The following is a 15,492-nucleotide window of genomic DNA, read 5'->3' on the forward strand; positions in this document are numbered from 1 at the left end:
TCAAGAAACCCACCTGCCCGCGTCGTCGGCCCACTTGAGCGCAGCAAGGTACGCCTCCGCCAGCTCGGTCGGATCCGCGCCCTCCGGGAAGTGGCCCTGCTCGTAGCGCAGCACGGTCCCGAGGGTGCGCCCCATCGGGCCTTCCAGGCGCAGCAGCGCGCCGGCGATCTCGTCGGAGAACGGAAGCGTTTCGAGCACCTGCTCCATGCTGGCGTCCAGGAGCGCATCCGCGACCGAGAACAATCCAACCGTAAAGAGCCGGTCGCGCTCCTCCTCGGTCGCGCCGCGCCCGAGCAGCTCGCACATCCGCCCGCGCAGCAGCGCCAGCGCGACGACCTGGTCCGGCGCCTCGGGCACGGAGGACAGCGCGACGACGGTCGCCCAGCGGCGCACGGCGCGCGCGCCGAGCAGGGTCAGCGCCTCGCGCACGGTGTCGATCTTGCGCGGGAGCGCGAAGAACGCGGAGTTGACGTGGCGCAGCAGCCCGACCGAGAGGCCGATGTCGGCGCCGATGATCCGCTCGAGCTGCTCGAAGGAGACGTTCGCGGTGCTCGTCAGCTCGCCCAGCGCCTGCAGCGAGGCCACGGCGCCCACGCCGCCCCGCTCACCACTCGGGCGGGCGAAGAACTCGCCCTGGAAGTGCGAGAAGCCGAGCAGCCGGCAGCGGGTGAACTCGTCGGCGGTGGCCACGCCGGTCGCGACCAGCTCGAGCCCCAGCTCGGCCGGCCCGGCGAGCAGCGCGCGCAGCTCGTCGTCGTCGCGCCCGGCGACGCCGACCTTGACGATCCCGCAGTGGGCCAGCAGCGCGGCCGCGCCGTCGAAGTCGTCCAGCGCGAGCGCGAACCCCTGCGCCTGCAACGCGCTCGCCCGCTCGACGGAGGCCTCGGGCGTCAGCTCGAGCACCATCCGCGCGCGGTCGAGCTCCGGCGGCGGTTCGCCCTCGAGCGCCACCCATACCGGCCGCCCCGCGCCGAGCTCGAGCAACCCCGCCGGCGAGAACCCCGCCAGCACGTTGCCCGCGCCGATCAGCTCGTAGGCGACGACCTCGCGGCGGCCGTCGACGACCGGCGAGCGCACGACCGCCACGCCGGGTATCGCCTTCGCCGGCGGGACCGCGGTCAGGTCGCGGTCGATCCCCTGCCACCCGCGCCCGGACCGCACCGAGCGCGAGTCGACCGTCCGGTAGCTGGAGTCCGCGTGCCGGCGCCGCAGCACGCCGGACCACCCGAGCGCCTGATCGTCCGGGTGCGTGAGCTCGGCCAGGGTCAGCCCGATCAGCTCGTCCCGGCCGAGCAGCGCCGCCCCGGCGGGGCTGGAGAACCGCAATCGCCCGTCCTCGTCGACCGCCCACAGCCAGTCCTCGGCGGCGTCGACCGCGTCGCGATAGGGGATCAGCTCGTCGACCTGCCCGCGCAGCTCGGCCAGCCGCTCGCGTTGCGCCTCGACCTCGGCCGCGAGCCGGGAGCGTTCGGCCTCGGCGGCGTCGCGCTCGGCCTCGACGGCGCGCAGGCGGATGAACGCGGCCACACCCACCACGACCAGGACCACCGCCAGCACCACCGCCACCGTCACGGCGGCAATGGTGTCACCCCGTTCACACCTTGGTGGCAGGTTTCGTGCGGGGCGCGACGCGACGATGGCGGCAGATGTTCCTCGCCTATCGCGATCCCGACGGCCTCCGGCAGCTCTACGCCCTCCCGAGCGCGCTCTCGCGGGTGACGATCGGGCGCCGCTCGAGCTGTGACGTCGCCCTGCCGTGGGACGACCAGGTCTCGCGCGTGCACGCCGAGCTGCTGCGGATGGGCGACGCGTGGGTGGTGTGCGACGACGGGCTCTCGCACAACGGGACCTACGTCAACGGCCGGCGCGTGCACGGACGCCGGAGGCTGATCCCGGGGGACGTCCTGCGGGTCGGCGCGAGCACGCTGACGGTCGGCGAACAGGCACCCACCGCCGCGACCACGCCCACACGCCCGGCGGGCGCGGACCGCGAGCTGCCGCGCGTCACGCCCGCCCAGCGCCGGCTGCTCGAGGCGCTGCACCGCGGCGACGGCTCCGCGCCGCCCTCCAATCGCGAGATCGCCGCGGAGCTCGGGATCTCGATCGACACCGTCAAGGGCACGCTGTCGGTCCTCTACGAGCGCTTCGGGCTCGAGCACCTGCCGCAGAACGCGAAGCGGGCGGCGCTCGCCGCGCTCAGCGATAGTCGATCCGAGTGAGCGAGTTGTCGCCCATCCCGGTGACCCACACCGACTTGCCGTCGTCCGCGAGCCCATACGGGTTGAAGCCGACGTGGATCGGCTCACCGATCGGTTCGAGCGTGTCGGGGTCGTACACGATCACGGTGTTGTCGTTGCGGCTCGCCACGTAGAGCCGGCCGCCGGCGAGGACCGACTGCGCCGGCGAGCGGCCGGCGGCGGTGGTGCGCAGGCTCCGGCCGTCGGTGCCGACCCGGGCGATCGCGTCGTCGCCCGCGAGCGTGATCCACAGCGCGCCGTCGGCGTAGCGCATCGTCGTCGTGTCGGACCCGAGGCCCGTCCAGTCCTGGAGCGTCGACGAGCCGGGGGCGAGCCGCGCGAGCCTCCGGGTCGCCTTCTTGATCACCCAGATCCAGCCGTCGCCCGCCGCCAGGCCGCTCACGCCGTCGTTGACCGCGATCGTCTGCTGGAGGTTCCCGTCGTGGTCGTAGCGGAGGATCCGGCCCGGACCGTCGCCGAGCTGCAGCGCGACCCACACCCCGCTCGAATCGACCGCCAGGCGGAGCGGGTACCCGGGGACCTTCCAGCTCTGGCGGACCTTGCCCGTCCGGCCGTCGAGCCGAGAGACCTCGCGCTCGTCGCCGGACGCGACCCACACGCTGCCGTCGTGCTCCGCGATCGCGGTCACGCCGGAGCCCACCTTCGGGTGGAACGTCCGCTCGTCGCCGGTGGCCGATTCGATGCGGGTGATCCATGGCATCCGCGTGCTGGCGATGAACAGGTCGCTGCCGGACCGCACGACGCCCGCCGGGCGGTCCGAGATGTCCTTGAAGCGCTTGACGTGCTTGGCCACGGGGCTGGCCGATGGCGTGGCGGTGGGTGAGGGCGAGGGCGTCGCGGTCGCGGTGGCGGTCGGGGTGGTGGCCGCGACGCCGCGTGGCGCGTCCCCGCGCGTGAGCAGGACCACGAGCACCGCCACGAGCGCGGCCACCAGCGCACCGCCGATCCAGACGCCGGCCCCAGGTCGCCTCCGCTCGGGCCTCGCCACCTTGGCGGGCGCGGTGCGGGTCGAGGCCTCGGCGGCGAGGCCCTCCTCGGTGGGCGTGGAACCTGGCGCGGCGGCGCCACGGGCGACGAGGCGCTCCGGCTCGGTCGGCACCGTGCCGCGAGCGGCCGCGCGCGCGGCGCGGCCGAGGTCGCCGGCGGACGGGTAGCGCTGGTCCGGCTCCTTCGCCATCGCCCGCCCGACCACCGCGTCGAACTCGGCGTAGAGGCCGCGACGCACGCTCGACGGGACCGGCGGCGGGGCGGAGAGCTGCGCCCACAGCTTCGCCTCGTCCCCCTCGCGCACGAACGGGACGCGCCCGGTGAGCGCGAAGTGCAGCACGCCGCCGAGCGCGTACACGTCGGCGCGGGCGTCGATGCGGCCGCCGCGGATCTGCTCGGGCGCGACGTAGTCGAGCGTGCCCACCCACCCGGCCCCGGTCTTCGTCCCGCTCGTCCGGGTCAGGATCTGCTTGGCGAGGCCGAAGTCGGTCAGGTAGACGTGGCCGCCGGGGTCGACAAGCAGGTTCGCGGGCTTGACGTCGCGATGGACGAACCCGGCGCGGTGGATGGCGTCGAGCGCGGCACCCGCCTGGGCGACGAAGTCCGCCGCCTCGACCGGGTCCAGCGCCCCGCCCGCGCGGACCAGTGAGCGCAGGTCGCTGCCGGCCACGAAACGCATCGCGATGTAGGCCAGCCCGTCCTCGGAGCCGGCCTCGTGGACCGGGATCACGTTCGGGTGGTCGACGCTGGCGGCGGCCCGCGCCTCGGCCAGGAAGCGCTTGCGGACGTCCTCGTCGTCCAGCAGCTCCGGCGCGATCACTTTCAGCGCCACGACCCGCTCGAGCGCGAGCTGGCGCGCCCGGTAGACGACACCCATCCCGCCCCGCCCGACGAGCGACTCGATGCGGTAGCCGGCCACGATCGTGCCGGGCTCGAGCGAGGCCATCTCCGCTGTATAGCCGAGTCCGGGAAGTTGGGCAATGCATCTGAACCAGTCGGCGCGCTCGTGCGTATGGACCCACGAGGACCGGAACAGACGCCCGCTTAGGACCCCCCTCCTGAAGGGCGTCACCTTCTCCCGCGGCCCGGCCACGGTCGGCCGGGCCGCTCGGAGTTCCAAGTACATTTCCGGGCATCGACGCCCTGCCCATCATCTACGTCACGGGTCACCGCAACCCGGACACGGACTCGATCGCCTCCGCCGTCGGCTATGCCGAGCTGATGGGGCGCCTCGATCCGCGCAACCGCTACGTCCCGGTCCGCCTCGGCGACGTCAACACCCAGACGCGGTGGGTGCTCGAGCGCTCCGGCGCCCGCGAGCCGGAGTTCCTCCCGCACGTGATGCTGCGCGTGCAGGACGTCATGCGCGAGGACTTCCCGCAGGCGACGGCCTCAGAGCCGGTGCGTGAGGTCGGCCTGCTGATGTCGCACCACGACATGGACCTCGTGCCGATCACCGACGGCGACGGCGCCCTGGCGGGGGTGCTGACCGAGCGCGCGCTGGCGCGGCGCTACATCCGCGAGTCGCGCGAGCCGTCCGAGCTCGACGCGCCGGCGTCGGTGGGCGCGGTCGCCCGCGTCGTCGAAGGGAAGCTGGTCAACGGCTCGGACACCGCCGAGGTCACCGGCCAGATCTGGTGCATGGCGATGGACATCGGCTCGCTGCCGAGCGAGATCGGCCCTGGGGACGTCGCCGTGGTCGGCAACCGCGAGGACGCCCAACGCGCCGCGATCGAGCTCGGCGTCGGCCTGCTGGTCGTCACCAACGGCACCGAGCCCAGCGCGGACACGCTGGCGCTGGCCGCCGAGCGCGACGTGCCGGTCGTGACCTCGCCGCTGGACTCCTACGTGACCGCCCGCATGGTCACGCTGTGCGCGCCGTGCCGGTCGCTGATCGACCCGGACCCGCTGACGGTCCGGCCGGACGACCTGCTGTCCGACGTCGCGGACGAGGTCAAGGAGGTGCACTACCGGGCCGCGGTCGCGGTCGACTCGTCGCGCCGGCCGATCGGCCTCGTGACCCGCACCGACCTGCTCTCACCGCGCCCGCGCCGGGTCCTGCTGGTCGATCACGCCGAGCAGGCGCAGAGCGTGATCGGGGTCGAGCAGGCCGAGATCGTCGAGATCCTCGACCACCACCACATCGGCTCGATCGAGACGACGGTGCCGGTGCGGGCGACGTTCGACCCCGTCGGCTCGACCGCGACGCTCGTGGTCGAGCGCTTCCGTCAGAACGGCCTGGAGCCGAGCCGCTCGACGGCGATCCTGCTGACCTGCGCGATCATGTCGGACACCGTCATCCTCAACTCGCCGACGACCACCGAGCGCGACTGGGCCGTGGTCGAGTACCTGCAGCGGGTGCTGGCGCTGGACCCGATGGCGCTGGGGCGGGAGATGTTCACCGCCACGTCGGACCTCGCGGGTGTGCCGGCCGAGGCGATCGTCGCCCGTGACGCGAAGGAGTACGAGGTGTCGAGCGGCGCGACGATCGCGATCGCGCAGGTGGAGACCGTCGGCCAGGGGCTCGACGATCGCCGCCAGGAGCTGCAGGACGCGATGGACGAGGCGCGCGAGAAGCGCGGGTACGGGCTCTACGCGCTGATGGTGACCGACATCCTGGCCAAGGACACCGACCTCTACGTGTCCGGCGACGCGGGACCGTTGGAGGTCGCGTTCGGGACCGAAGCGCATGACGGCGTCATCCCGCTGCCGGGCGTGATGAGCCGCAAGAAGCAGGTCGCGCCGAAGGTTCTAGCGGCGCTCTGAAAGGGGTAGCTTGTTCCTATGCGACTCAGAAAGCAGAAGTCCCGCAAGGATCAGCTCGCTGACCTCGCCGTCGACTACCTGAAGCTCAAGGCCGTGTCCAAAGCGGTCAAGGGCGCCGGCAAGACGGCCAAGGGCGCCGCGGTCGTGGTCGGCGCCGGCACCGCCGCCGTCGTGGCCACGAAGGTGGTCCGGGGGCGCCACAACGCCCAGGCGGCAACCTGATTCCTCCGCTCATTCCGGCCCCGGCCGCTTATGAGGAGCGGCCGGGGTCGCCCGTCAAGGTCGGCGACCCCGTCGTCGTCGACTTCGACGGCCCGGCCGAGAGCTACCAGCTCTCCGTGGGCGAAGACGGCGTGCAATTGGCCGCGGCCGACGACGCAGGCCGCGCCCGCGGCCTCGCCACGCTGAAGCAGCTCGGCCCGGCCGTCGCGCCGTGTTTGATCGAGGACGCGCCGCGCTACGGCTGGCGCGGCTTCATGCTCGACGTCTCGCGCCACTTCTTCGGTGTCGAGGACGTGGTGCGGCTGATCGACCTCGCCGCGCTCTACAAGCTCAACGTCCTGCACCTGCACCTGACCGACGACCAGGGCTGGCGCATCCCGATCACGAAGTGGCCGGAACTGACGGTGTCGGGCGCCGCGACGCAGGTGGGCGGGGGCGCCGGCGGGTCGTACACGCATGAGGAGTACGCCCGGATCGTCGCCCACGCGGCCTCCCACCAGATCACCGTGGTCCCGGAGATCGACGTCCCGGGCCACGTCAACGCGGCGCTCGTCGCCTATCCCGAGTTGGGCGGCGGAGCGCGGCCGGAGCCCTACACGACCTGGTCCTCGCCGGGCCTGTCGCTCGACGTGGCGTCGGAGATCGCGATCCGCTTCCTCGACGACGTCGTCGCGGAGCTGGTGGCGTTGACGCCGGGGGACTACATCCACCTCGGCGGCGACGAGGTCGAGGGCATGGACCACGAGGCCTACGTGAAGTTCATGTGGGACGCCGCGAGCGTCGTGCTGCGCCACGGCAGGACACCGATCGTGTGGGAGGAGGCCGGCGTGGCCAAGCTCCCCGAGGGCACGATCGTCCAGCACTGGTCGAATCCCGAGCCCGCCCGGGCCGGCGCCGCCCAGGGCCTTCCGTTGATCATGTCCCCCGCGCCCCACACCTACCTCGACCAGAAGTACGACGACTCGACCGAGCTCGGCCTGAAGTGGGCGGGGAACGTCGACGTGCGCGACTGCTACGAGTGGAACCCCGACGACGTCATCCCGGAGGCCACGGTGCTCGGCGTCGAGGCCGCCCTCTGGACGGAGACCACCGAATCGCGCGACGACGTCGACTCCATGGTCTTCCCCCGCCTGCTGGCGACCGCCGAGGTGGGCTGGTCAGCTACGCGCGACTGGGAGGACTTCCGTGCTCGCCTCGCGGCGCACGGCCCGCTCCTGCGCGACCTTGGCGTCGGCTTCCACCCGTCGAAGCAGATCGACTGGCCGGCCTGAGCGCGCGGACACGGCGGAACTCGGCGATCTCGGCCGTCGGGCCGTAGCGGTCGGCGATCTCGAGCAGGCGCGGTTCCAGCTCCTCCTCGCCGTCCGGACCGAGCCGCAGGGCGCGGCGGTTCGGGCGCGAGCTGACGACGTCGGTCAACGTGGCGCCGGTGAACAGGAGCGCGACGCCGTCGTCGGCCGCGTAGCCGGGCGGCATCGTGCCGTCGGCGATGAGCGTGCGGCAGATCGGCAGGCGGGTGGGCTCGCCGTCCATGTGCACCGACATCGAGCCCGGCAGGAAGCCCAGGCCCGGCGAGGGCGCGGGGTGGCCGAGGGACTTGGTGATGCCCCACTCGAACCAGCACATCGCGCCCGCCGACAGGCCCGCCAGGACAACGCCGGACTCCCACGCCTCGCGCAGGATCACGTCCAGGCCGAGAGCGCGCCACACCGCGAGGAGGCCGAGCATCGACCCGCCGCCCACGTAGATGATGTCCTGGGCCAGGAGCGTCTCGCGCAGAGGGATCGGGCGCGAGCCGAGGCGGAACAAGGAGATGTGCATCGGCTCGCACGCGCGCGAGCCGAACGTCGCGTGGAACTGGCGGATCTGCGCCTCGCCGTCGCCCGAGGCGGTCGGCAGCAGGCAGATCTTCGGCATCGCGCTGCCCTCGGCCAGGCCGAGGATGAAGTCGTCGAGGGCGGGGTTCTCCGGCTCCATCGTGAAGCCGCCCCCGCCCATGGCGAAGATCGTCGGTTCAGGCCGCGGCAAGCGTGATCTTCGGCCGTTCACCGAGGTAGGTGGCCTCCAGTGGGAGCTCCACGACCTCGTCGCCGACCGCCTCGACCCGGTACGCACGCGCCTCGGGGCGCGAGAGCACGACGCGATTGAGGTCCTCGCCGACGAAGTGGAGCGCCGCGCCGTCGGAGGCCGCGTACCCGGCGGGCAGCGAGCCGTCCAGCAGCGCGGAGTGATACGCCGGCCGCCGGTTGTCCTCTTCCTCGTAGTGCACCGCGTTGGAGTGCGGGAGGAAGCCCAGCCCGTCGTAGGGCTTGGCGTCGTGGTGATAGGCCGTCAGACCTGACGCGAACCAGCAGAGTGACCCAGCGGACACGCCGACAAGGATGACACCCGCTTGCCACGCCGCGCGCAGATCCTCGTCGATCCCGTGCGCGCGCCAGACGCCGAGCAGCGACAGGATCGAGCCGCCGCCGACGTACACGATGTCCTGCTTGAGCAGGTGCTCGCGCACCTTGCCCGGGCCGCGGTCGCGGCGGAACAGCGAGATGTGCGACGGATCGCAGATCTCGCTCGAGAAGTGCCGGTAGAAGCGCACGACGTAGTGGTCTGCATCGCCCGAGGCGGTGGGGAAGAAGCAGACCCGCGGCTTCTTCCGCCGGGCCAGCGACAGCACGTAGTCGTCGAGCAGCGGATTGCCCGGCTCCATGCTGAATCCGCCGCCGCCGTAGGCGATGATCTGTGGTGGACGTCCACGTGCCATGGGGCCGAATGTACGGTCGATGAGCGGACCCTTGTCGGTACCGCGAGTACAAGCCGTTTCGACCGCTAGTCCTGCGCTCGACCCCAGGGCGATAAGACCCGCAAAAGGCTGGACCGCGCGGAGGGACACAGGGGCGTGAACGCTGGGCACGCTGGCGTGCATGACACTGCCGGAATGGGCTGCTTGGAACGTCGACCCGGACCTCGAGCCCTGGACGGTGGGCGTCGAGGAGGAGGTGATGCTGCTCGAGCCGGACGGCTCGCCGGCCTGGCGCTCCGAGGACGTGCTGCAGGCGCTGCCGGAGTGGCTGGTCAAGCACACGCGCGGCGAGACGCACGGGCTCGCGCTCGAGCTCGCCACCGACCCGCACCGCACCGTCGCCGACGCCACGGCGCAGCTGCGCATGCTGCGCGCCGGCCTTGCGGAGACCGTCCACGGGCTCGGGCTGCGCGCCGCGGTCGCCGGGACCCACCCGCTCGTCCGCGCCGAGGACGTCCAGGTCTCCCCCGGCGCCCGCTACCAGTACCTGCACTCGTCGCTGCGTGAGCTCGCGCGGCGCGAGCCGACGTTCGCGCTGCACGTGCACGTCGCCGTGCCGGACGCCGAGCTCGCGGTGCGCGCCTTCAACGGCATGCGCGCCCACATCCCGGTCCTGCTCGCGCTCGCCGCCAACTCGCCCTTCACCCGCGGGCGCGACAGCGGTCTGGCGTCCGCCCGCACGCCCGTCTTCCAGGCGTTCCCGCGCACCGGCATCCCGCGCGAGTTCCCCGACTACGCCTCCTACGCGGAAGCGGTCGACGTGCTGCTCCGCTGCGGCGCGATCCCCGAGCCCACGTTCATCTGGTGGGACGTCCGGCTCCAGCCCAAGCTCGGCACGCTCGAGGTGCGGGTGATGGACGCGCAGACCCGCATCCGCGACACCGCCGCGCTCGTCGCGCTCGTCCAGTGCCTCGTCAGGATCGAGGCGCTGCAGGGCATGGCCGAGCCCGAGCTCACCCACGCGCCCGAGGTGCTCGACGAGAACCGCTTCCTCGCCGCCCGCGACGGCATCCGCGCGCAGCTGCTGGACCCGCACCGCGACCGCAGCGTGCCGGCGGCGGGTCGGCTGGCCTCGTTGGTCGACGCCTGCTGGCCGCACGCTCGCGCGCTCGGGTGCGAGCGCGAGCTGAAGCTGCTCGCCCACCTGGCCGGCGATCCCGGCGCCGTCCGCCAGCGGGCGATCGCCTCCGAGCGGGACGGCATCCCGGGCCTCGTCCGCTGCCTGGCGGGCGAGTTCTCACCCCCGCGGCCGCGCCTCGCCGCGGCCGCTTAACCCCGCGGTCGACCAGGGGTCGGTCCTCTTTCGACACTCGGTCCGTTGGAGACCGGGCCGCCCATCTCCAGACTCTTTAGAGGAGAAAGGGTGCTGCACACCGGGCTTCTGGACTCTCCTCCCTCGGAGCCCGGCTTTCGGTGGCGGACCTTCCCGGCCAGGCCTGGACAACCTGGCCGGGACTCCGCTACCCCTTCGGTAGCCGGAGCGTCGCGATGATCGCCCGGTGGTCGCTTCCCGGGATGCGCACCACGGTCACCCGCTCGACCTCGACCCGCTTGTCCACGAGGATGTGGTCGATGGTGATGGGCAGCGCGCGGCGCGGGAGCGCGGGCCAGGTCCAGATCCAGCCCTTGCCGGCCGCGTCGGCGGCGTCGGTGTAGCCGCGGGCGAGCAGGCGGCGGAGCTCGACGTGGTCGAGCGTCGCGTTGAAGTCGCCCGCGAGGATGCGCACGTCGCCGCGGCCGTCCGAGCCTGGGAGCGCGGCGAGCGCGTCCGACCAGCGCGGCGCGGCGAACGAGCTGACGGGCGGCGCCGGGTGGACCGCCTTCAGCCGGACCGGCGGCGCGCCGCGCACATCGAGCAGGACCTCGGGCTCGGCGTGGCCGGTCACGTCCGGGGCGGTGTCCCTCGCGAGCACGGGCAGCCGCGACAGCACGCCGGTCCCCGACGCGCCCTGGCCCGGCTCGACCGCGCGCTGCGGGAACGCCGTCTTCGCCCCCACGCGATCGAGCTTGGTCATCTGCTCGGGCCGAAGCTCCTGCAGCGAGAGCACGTCCACGTCGTGCTCGCGCGCGATCCGCAGCAGCGCCCGCGGGTCCCCACGCCCCAGGTACACGTTCGACGTCATCACCACCAGCCGAGGCCCCGCCGCGTCCCGGTCCGGCCCGCCGACCGCCCGCGGGACGAGCGCGAAGGCGAACGCCAGCATCGCCACGCCCGCCACCCCCGCCACGACCCACCGCCGCGCCACGAGCCCCACCGCCACCGGCAGCCACGACGACAGCGCGGCATACGGCGTGAACGCCAGCACCGCGACGAACGGATACGGCAGCTCGACCCCGAACGTCCGCACCACCGCCCACACCACCCAGGGCGCAGCAACCGCGCCGGCGACCAAAGTCCGCATCGGCGCCCAACCTAAACGTGCCGGGCACCTTTAGGCCCGAGTTGCACGGAACCTCCACGAGTGGGGCGGTGTAACAGCCGCACTCCACCGAAAGGAGCGCGCCGTGCGCCGCCTGCTGCTCGCCGTCTGTCTGTTGTTGCTGTTCGCCCCCGCCGCGCGGGCGGGTGGGTGGGCGACCGTGTCGCTGAGCTCGACGCCCACCGACAAGCACTGGGTCGTGGACCTCACCGTGCTGCAACACGGCCGCACGCCGCTGAACGACCTGCAGCCCGTCGTCACGATCCGCAACGGGGCGACGAGCAAGGACTTCGCGGCCAAGCCGACCGGCAAGGCCGGCACCTACCGCGCGGACGTCGTCTTCCCGACGGCGGGCCGGTGGAGCTACGAGATCGACGACGGCTTCATCAGCCAGATGCCGCACACCTACCCGCCGGTGCAGATCGGCGAAGCGACCGCGGCGGCGAGCGACGACGGACCCAATCTGCTGTGGCTGGTGCCCGGCATCGCGCTGCTGCTCGCCGCGGCGGCGCTGCTGCTCCGGCCCCGCCTCGGCCGGCACCCGCAGGCGGCGTGAGAGCCACCATCCTCGCGGCCGGCGGCCTCGCCTGTGCGGGGGCGGCGATGACGATCGCCGCCTTCGCCGGCGGAGGCCACGCGGCGCAGCCCGCCGCGCCGTCACAGGTAAACCGCGGCGCCCAGGTCTTCGCCGAGCAGGGCTGCGGCAGCTGCCACACCTTCAAGCCCGCCAACGCCCGCGGCGGCCTCGGGCCCGACCTCGGGCTCTCGCTCCAGGGCAAGGACGCGCGCTACGTGCTGCAGTCGATCGTCGACCCGAGCGCGGTGCTCGCACCCAACTACGGCGACCTCATGCCGCACGACTTCGAGCGGCGGATCGCCCCGAACGACCTCGGCCTGCTGGTCACGTACCTGCTGACGCCAGAAGCGCCCGCCCCTTCTCGATCTCCGCGTCATTGACGAGGTGGTCCATGCCCTCGAAGACGTCGACCTCGACGACCGCCCCGAGCGTCGAGAGCATCGAGGAGGTCTCCTGCACCCGCCAGGCCGGCACCCAGCCGTCCGGGTCGGACGTGCCCATATAGACCGGAGTCCCCTCGAAGGAACCGTGCTGCGGCGGGACGGTGCCGCGCGGCCCGCAGAACCCGCCGGTGTAGATCAGCAGGCCGCCGTACCGACCCGGGTGGCGCAGCGCGTACTCCGACGCCAGGCAGGCGCCCTGTGAGAACCCGCCGAGAACCACCTTCGAAAGCGGCACCTCCAACGAGTGCAGCAGCGAGTCGACCGCGCCGATCGCCGAGCTCAGCCACGGCTCGTTCTCGGCGAACGGCGCCAGGAACGAGCCCGGCCACCAGCTGTTGTCCGCCGCCGCGGGGGCGATGAAGCTGACCTCGTCGTCGCCGAGGCGCTCGGCGAGCAGGAGCACGTCGTCGGGGCTGCGGCCCCGGCCGTGCAGCAGGACGCAGACGGCGCGGGCATCCTCCACGGACGGCCCGCGCCGCACAACCGGTTGGCCCTCGTGGATCACACGATGCAGCTAATCACGCCCCGTGCGTGTCCGCCGCCAGGGCGGCGAGGACCTCGGAGGAGTAGTGGTCGGCCGCCTGGGCGAAGGCGACGCGCTCCTGCACGTGCGCGCCGAAGCGCGTCTTCTCGAACGTGGCGCCCATGCCGAGCAGGACGCGGCGGGAGCCGAGCTCGCGCGCCCGCAGGATCGCGCGGCGCATCGCCTGCCGGTACGCGCCGTGCGTCCGGACGACCGCGTAGTCGAGCCCGACGACCATCGGCGCGTAGTGGCGCGCGCCGAGGAAGTGGGCGCCGAAGGCGACGACCTGTCCGGTCTCGCGCAGCGTCAGCGTCATCAGCTCCCACGAGGCGTGCGCGAGCATGTCGCGCAGGAACGTCTTCGGCAGCGGGAACGAGTTCAGGTCGCGCCCACGCTGCTGGACCGCCAGGTAGAGGCCATAGAGATGGTCGAGCTCGGCATCGCTCACCGACCGCCCGCCGGCCCGCAGCCACTCGACGTCGTACGCGTCGTCGAACGGCAGCACCGACTTGCGCTGGTGCACGCGCGCCTTGGACGTCAACGTCGCCAGCCACTCCTCGTCACCGCCCGCGACCGGCTCGTAGACCAGCGAGTCCGGCAGCGACGTGCGGACATAACCGCGCTCCTTGACCGCGTCGGCGAGCTCGAGGTCGGCGGAGTGCAGGTCGCGGAACACGATCGTCCCCGCGCCCTCGGCCTTCGCGTGCTCGGACACGGCCGCCATCAGGAGGTCGAGCGCGCCCTTCCAGTCCTTGTTGCGGTCCAGGTAGAGGTGGTCGCCCTCGGTCAGCAGCGAGCCCATCGCGAACGTGCGCGACGTCAGGTAGTACGGATCCTCCACGCGCCGCCGCTCGACCAGCTCGGAGACCTCGGCGGAGGACATCATGTCGTCCTTCCACAGCGCGGCCGTGAAGTAGGCCGCCAGCACGGGGACGCCCTCGGCGTCGCGGACGAGGTAGTAGTGGAAGTCCCACTCGTCCTCGGGCCGCACGCCGCGACCCACCGCGAACGCGGTCTCGAGGTACTTCAGGCCGTCGACCGTGAACGTGCCGCGCTCGCCCAGCAGGTGGTCCCACTCGGCGGCGTCGAGCGCGTCGGCTGAGCGGTGATGCTCGAGCGTCAGCGCGGGCTTGCCCTCGCCCACGATCTTGATGTGGCGCCGGCGCGCCGCCTCGTCGGCCTGCGCGAGCGCGGCCGGGACGTGCTTCGCGAGCGACTCCACGAGCGCGCGCACGTCGTCGAGCGTGTGGTGCAAGGTGAGCGTCACGCGCACGCCCGTGTGCTTCATCGGCACCGCGGGGAACGTGCCGAAGTTCGTGTAGTGGCCGTCGTCGACGAGCCGCTGGAGGACGTCGTGGGTGAGCGTCGGCAGCCCGAGCGGGATGTAGCGGATCGGCGTGACGTCGCGCGAGGCCAGCGGGATGCAGAACTCGTCGGCGAGGTCGGTGAAGAGCTCGATCCGCTCGCGCAGCGCGGCCTGCATGACCGGCAGCTCGTCGGACAGATGGATCTTGGCGGACTGGATCGCGGCGCCGAGCAGCGGCGGCTGGACCGGGCCGGAGAAGATCATCGGGCCGCCGGTCGTGCGCACCTTGCGCTTGAACTCGGCGTTCGGGAACACGATCGCCCCGCCCGCGCACGCGAACGACTTGTTCAGCGAGCACGCGGCGACCAGCCGCGGGTGCATGCCCATCGCGTCCAGCGCCGGCCCGCGGCCGTGCTTGCCCGCCCAGCCCACGCCGTGCGAGTCGTCGATGTACATGTGCAGCTGCGGGTAGCGGTCCAGCAGCTCGACCAGCTCGGCGAACGGCGCCAGGTCGGCGAACATCGAGTAGACGCCGTCGGCCATGTACCAGATGTGCTGGTGGGTCGGCGCGAGGCGCTGGATCATCGCTTCCAGGCGCTCGATGTTGTTGTGGCGGATCAGCTCGACCGTCGCGCCCTTCACGCGCAGCTGGTTGGCCGCCATCTGGACGCTGGCGTGGACCTGGTGGTCCAGCAGCACGGCGTCGCGGGACTCGACCAGCACCGGCAGCGTCGCCAGGTGGCCGAGCGACGTCGTCGGCGTCACCAGCACATGGCCGCCGAACATCTCGTCCAGGAGCGGCTCGAGCTCGTTGTACTGGGGTGACTGCAGGTAGGACCGCGAGGACGAGAACTGCGTCCCGTAGCGGTTGACGGCGTCGATGACCGCGGCCTTCATGCGCGGATCCAGCTCCAGACCGAGGTAGCTGCAGGACCCGAAGTTGATGTGCGGCTCGCCGCCGAGCAACACGGTGCGCCCGTCGAGGGCGTGATCGTCGATGTCGATGTGGAGGAGACCCTTGCTCGCTCCGGTCGTCATCACTTCATCCAGAATCGCCAGGCGCTCTTCAGCAGTCGGCACGTAGTTCCCCCGAGGGTTGAGGTTCAGGGGTCCCTTCGGCAAATGGTGCGTTGGACTCAAGTGTGCGTTTTGTCCGGTCAGCCTCAAGACGACGCCGTTCCGTCCGAAATCAC

14 protein-coding genes are annotated in these 15,492 nt (G+C 72.3%); 7 read left to right on the top strand and 7 right to left on the bottom strand.

Annotated elements, in window-relative coordinates:
* The gene (locus G569_RS0103000; RefSeq protein WP_028062317.1) at positions 1 to 1,572 is read right to left on the bottom strand and encodes an HDOD domain-containing protein; all 1,572 of its coding nucleotides are present in this window, start codon (positions 1,570 to 1,572) and stop codon (positions 1 to 3) included.
* A 74-nt stretch (positions 1,573 to 1,646) separates the two neighbouring features.
* Between G569_RS0103000 and G569_RS0103005 the strand changes: the two genes are divergently transcribed.
* The gene (locus G569_RS0103005) at positions 1,647 to 2,219 is read left to right on the top strand and encodes an FHA domain-containing protein (protein ID WP_028062318.1); all 573 of its coding nucleotides are present in this window, start codon (positions 1,647 to 1,649) and stop codon (positions 2,217 to 2,219) included.
* Here G569_RS0103005 and G569_RS57140 read toward each other — a convergent pair.
* Entirely contained in the window at positions 2,197 to 4,191 is a 1,995-nt protein-coding gene (locus tag G569_RS57140; RefSeq protein ID WP_053225754.1) for a serine/threonine-protein kinase, read from the bottom strand. The genes G569_RS0103005 and G569_RS57140 overlap by 23 nt on opposite strands.
* A 206-nt stretch (positions 4,192 to 4,397) precedes the next feature.
* On the opposite strand from G569_RS57140, the gene G569_RS0103015 reads away from it, so the two are divergent.
* From G569_RS0103015 to G569_RS45125, 3 genes are all read left to right on the top strand, one after another.
* Positions 4,398 to 6,011 carry a putative manganese-dependent inorganic diphosphatase gene (locus tag G569_RS0103015; protein WP_306764988.1) on the top strand — a complete coding sequence of 538 codons (1,614 nt, stop codon included), beginning with the start codon at positions 4,398 to 4,400 and terminating at the stop codon, positions 6,009 to 6,011.
* Positions 6,012 to 6,029: 18 nt separating this feature from the next.
* Positions 6,030 to 6,233, top strand: coding sequence for a hypothetical protein (locus G569_RS0103020; RefSeq protein WP_028062320.1), 204 nt, complete (start codon positions 6,030 to 6,032; stop codon positions 6,231 to 6,233).
* 116 nt (positions 6,234 to 6,349) lie between these two features.
* Positions 6,350 to 7,504 carry a family 20 glycosylhydrolase gene (locus tag G569_RS45125; RefSeq protein WP_053225755.1) on the top strand — a complete coding sequence of 385 codons (1,155 nt, stop codon included), beginning with the start codon at positions 6,350 to 6,352 and terminating at the stop codon, positions 7,502 to 7,504.
* Here the strand turns inward: G569_RS45125 and G569_RS45130 are convergent.
* Both G569_RS45130 and G569_RS0103035 read right to left on the bottom strand, forming a co-directional pair.
* Positions 7,395 to 8,261, bottom strand: coding sequence for a Type 1 glutamine amidotransferase-like domain-containing protein (locus G569_RS45130; RefSeq protein WP_064750240.1), 867 nt, complete (start codon positions 8,259 to 8,261; stop codon positions 7,395 to 7,397). The two genes, G569_RS45125 and G569_RS45130, sit on opposite strands and share 110 nt — an antisense overlap.
* Complete coding sequence (locus G569_RS0103035) at positions 8,248 to 8,991, bottom strand: Type 1 glutamine amidotransferase-like domain-containing protein (RefSeq protein ID WP_037494240.1); 744 nt, start codon at positions 8,989 to 8,991, stop codon at positions 8,248 to 8,250. Before G569_RS0103035 ends, G569_RS45130 begins: the two co-directional genes overlap by 14 nt.
* 160 nt (positions 8,992 to 9,151) lie before the next feature.
* Here G569_RS0103035 and G569_RS45135 point away from each other — a divergent pair, with 160 nt between their 5' ends.
* Entirely contained in the window at positions 9,152 to 10,303 is a 1,152-nt protein-coding gene (locus G569_RS45135; RefSeq protein ID WP_053225756.1) for a carboxylate-amine ligase, read from the top strand.
* 187 nt (positions 10,304 to 10,490) lie between these two features.
* Here G569_RS45135 and G569_RS0103045 read toward each other — a convergent pair whose 3' ends face one another.
* On the bottom strand, positions 10,491 to 11,432 hold the full coding sequence (locus G569_RS0103045; protein ID WP_037494242.1) for an endonuclease/exonuclease/phosphatase family protein: 942 nt from the start codon (positions 11,430 to 11,432) through the stop codon (positions 10,491 to 10,493).
* Positions 11,433 to 11,535: 103 nt separating this feature from the next.
* On the opposite strand from G569_RS0103045, the gene G569_RS0103050 reads away from it, so the two are divergent.
* Both G569_RS0103050 and G569_RS0103055 read left to right on the top strand, forming a co-directional pair.
* The gene (locus tag G569_RS0103050) at positions 11,536 to 12,006 is read left to right on the top strand and encodes a hypothetical protein (RefSeq protein ID WP_028062323.1); all 471 of its coding nucleotides are present in this window, start codon (positions 11,536 to 11,538) and stop codon (positions 12,004 to 12,006) included.
* On the top strand, positions 12,003 to 12,407 hold the full coding sequence (locus tag G569_RS0103055) for a c-type cytochrome (RefSeq protein ID WP_028062324.1): 405 nt from the start codon (positions 12,003 to 12,005) through the stop codon (positions 12,405 to 12,407). The genes G569_RS0103050 and G569_RS0103055 overlap by 4 nt, the downstream gene beginning before the upstream one ends.
* On the opposite strand, the gene G569_RS0103060 is transcribed toward G569_RS0103055, so the two are convergent.
* Both G569_RS0103060 and G569_RS0103065 read right to left on the bottom strand, forming a co-directional pair.
* A complete protein-coding gene (locus tag G569_RS0103060) occupies positions 12,352 to 12,975 on the bottom strand; it encodes an alpha/beta hydrolase (protein WP_211232896.1) in 624 nt (207 codons plus the stop codon). The two genes, G569_RS0103055 and G569_RS0103060, sit on opposite strands and share 56 nt — an antisense overlap.
* A gap of 13 nt (positions 12,976 to 12,988) precedes the next feature.
* Positions 12,989 to 15,337 carry a bifunctional aminotransferase class I/II-fold pyridoxal phosphate-dependent enzyme/GNAT family N-acetyltransferase gene (locus tag G569_RS0103065; RefSeq protein WP_053225758.1) on the bottom strand — a complete coding sequence of 783 codons (2,349 nt, stop codon included), beginning with the start codon at positions 15,335 to 15,337 and terminating at the stop codon, positions 12,989 to 12,991.
* Positions 15,338 to 15,492: the final 155 nt, after the last annotated feature.

Source organism: Solirubrobacter soli DSM 22325 (genome assembly GCF_000423665.1).
Classification (GTDB): domain Bacteria; phylum Actinomycetota; class Thermoleophilia; order Solirubrobacterales; family Solirubrobacteraceae; genus Solirubrobacter; species Solirubrobacter soli.

Bases quoted from the DNA above. Each gene is read 5' to 3' on its own strand.
- G569_RS57140 (WP_053225754.1), bottom strand. From the start codon at position 4,191: ATGGCCTCGCTCGAGCCCGGCACGATCGTGGCCGGCTACCGCATCGAG.
- G569_RS0103005 (WP_028062318.1), top strand. From the start codon at position 1,647: ATGTTCCTCGCCTATCGCGATCCCGACGGCCTCCGGCAGCTCTACGCC.
- G569_RS0103065 (WP_053225758.1), bottom strand. From the start codon at position 15,337: ATGACGACCGGAGCGAGCAAGGGTCTCCTCCACATCGACATCGACGAT.
- G569_RS0103035 (WP_037494240.1), bottom strand. From the start codon at position 8,991: ATGGCACGTGGACGTCCACCACAGATCATCGCCTACGGCGGCGGCGGA.
- G569_RS45135 (WP_053225756.1), top strand. From the start codon at position 9,152: ATGACACTGCCGGAATGGGCTGCTTGGAACGTCGACCCGGACCTCGAG.
- G569_RS0103020 (WP_028062320.1), top strand. From the start codon at position 6,030: ATGCGACTCAGAAAGCAGAAGTCCCGCAAGGATCAGCTCGCTGACCTC.
- G569_RS0103045 (WP_037494242.1), bottom strand. From the start codon at position 11,432: ATGCGGACTTTGGTCGCCGGCGCGGTTGCTGCGCCCTGGGTGGTGTGG.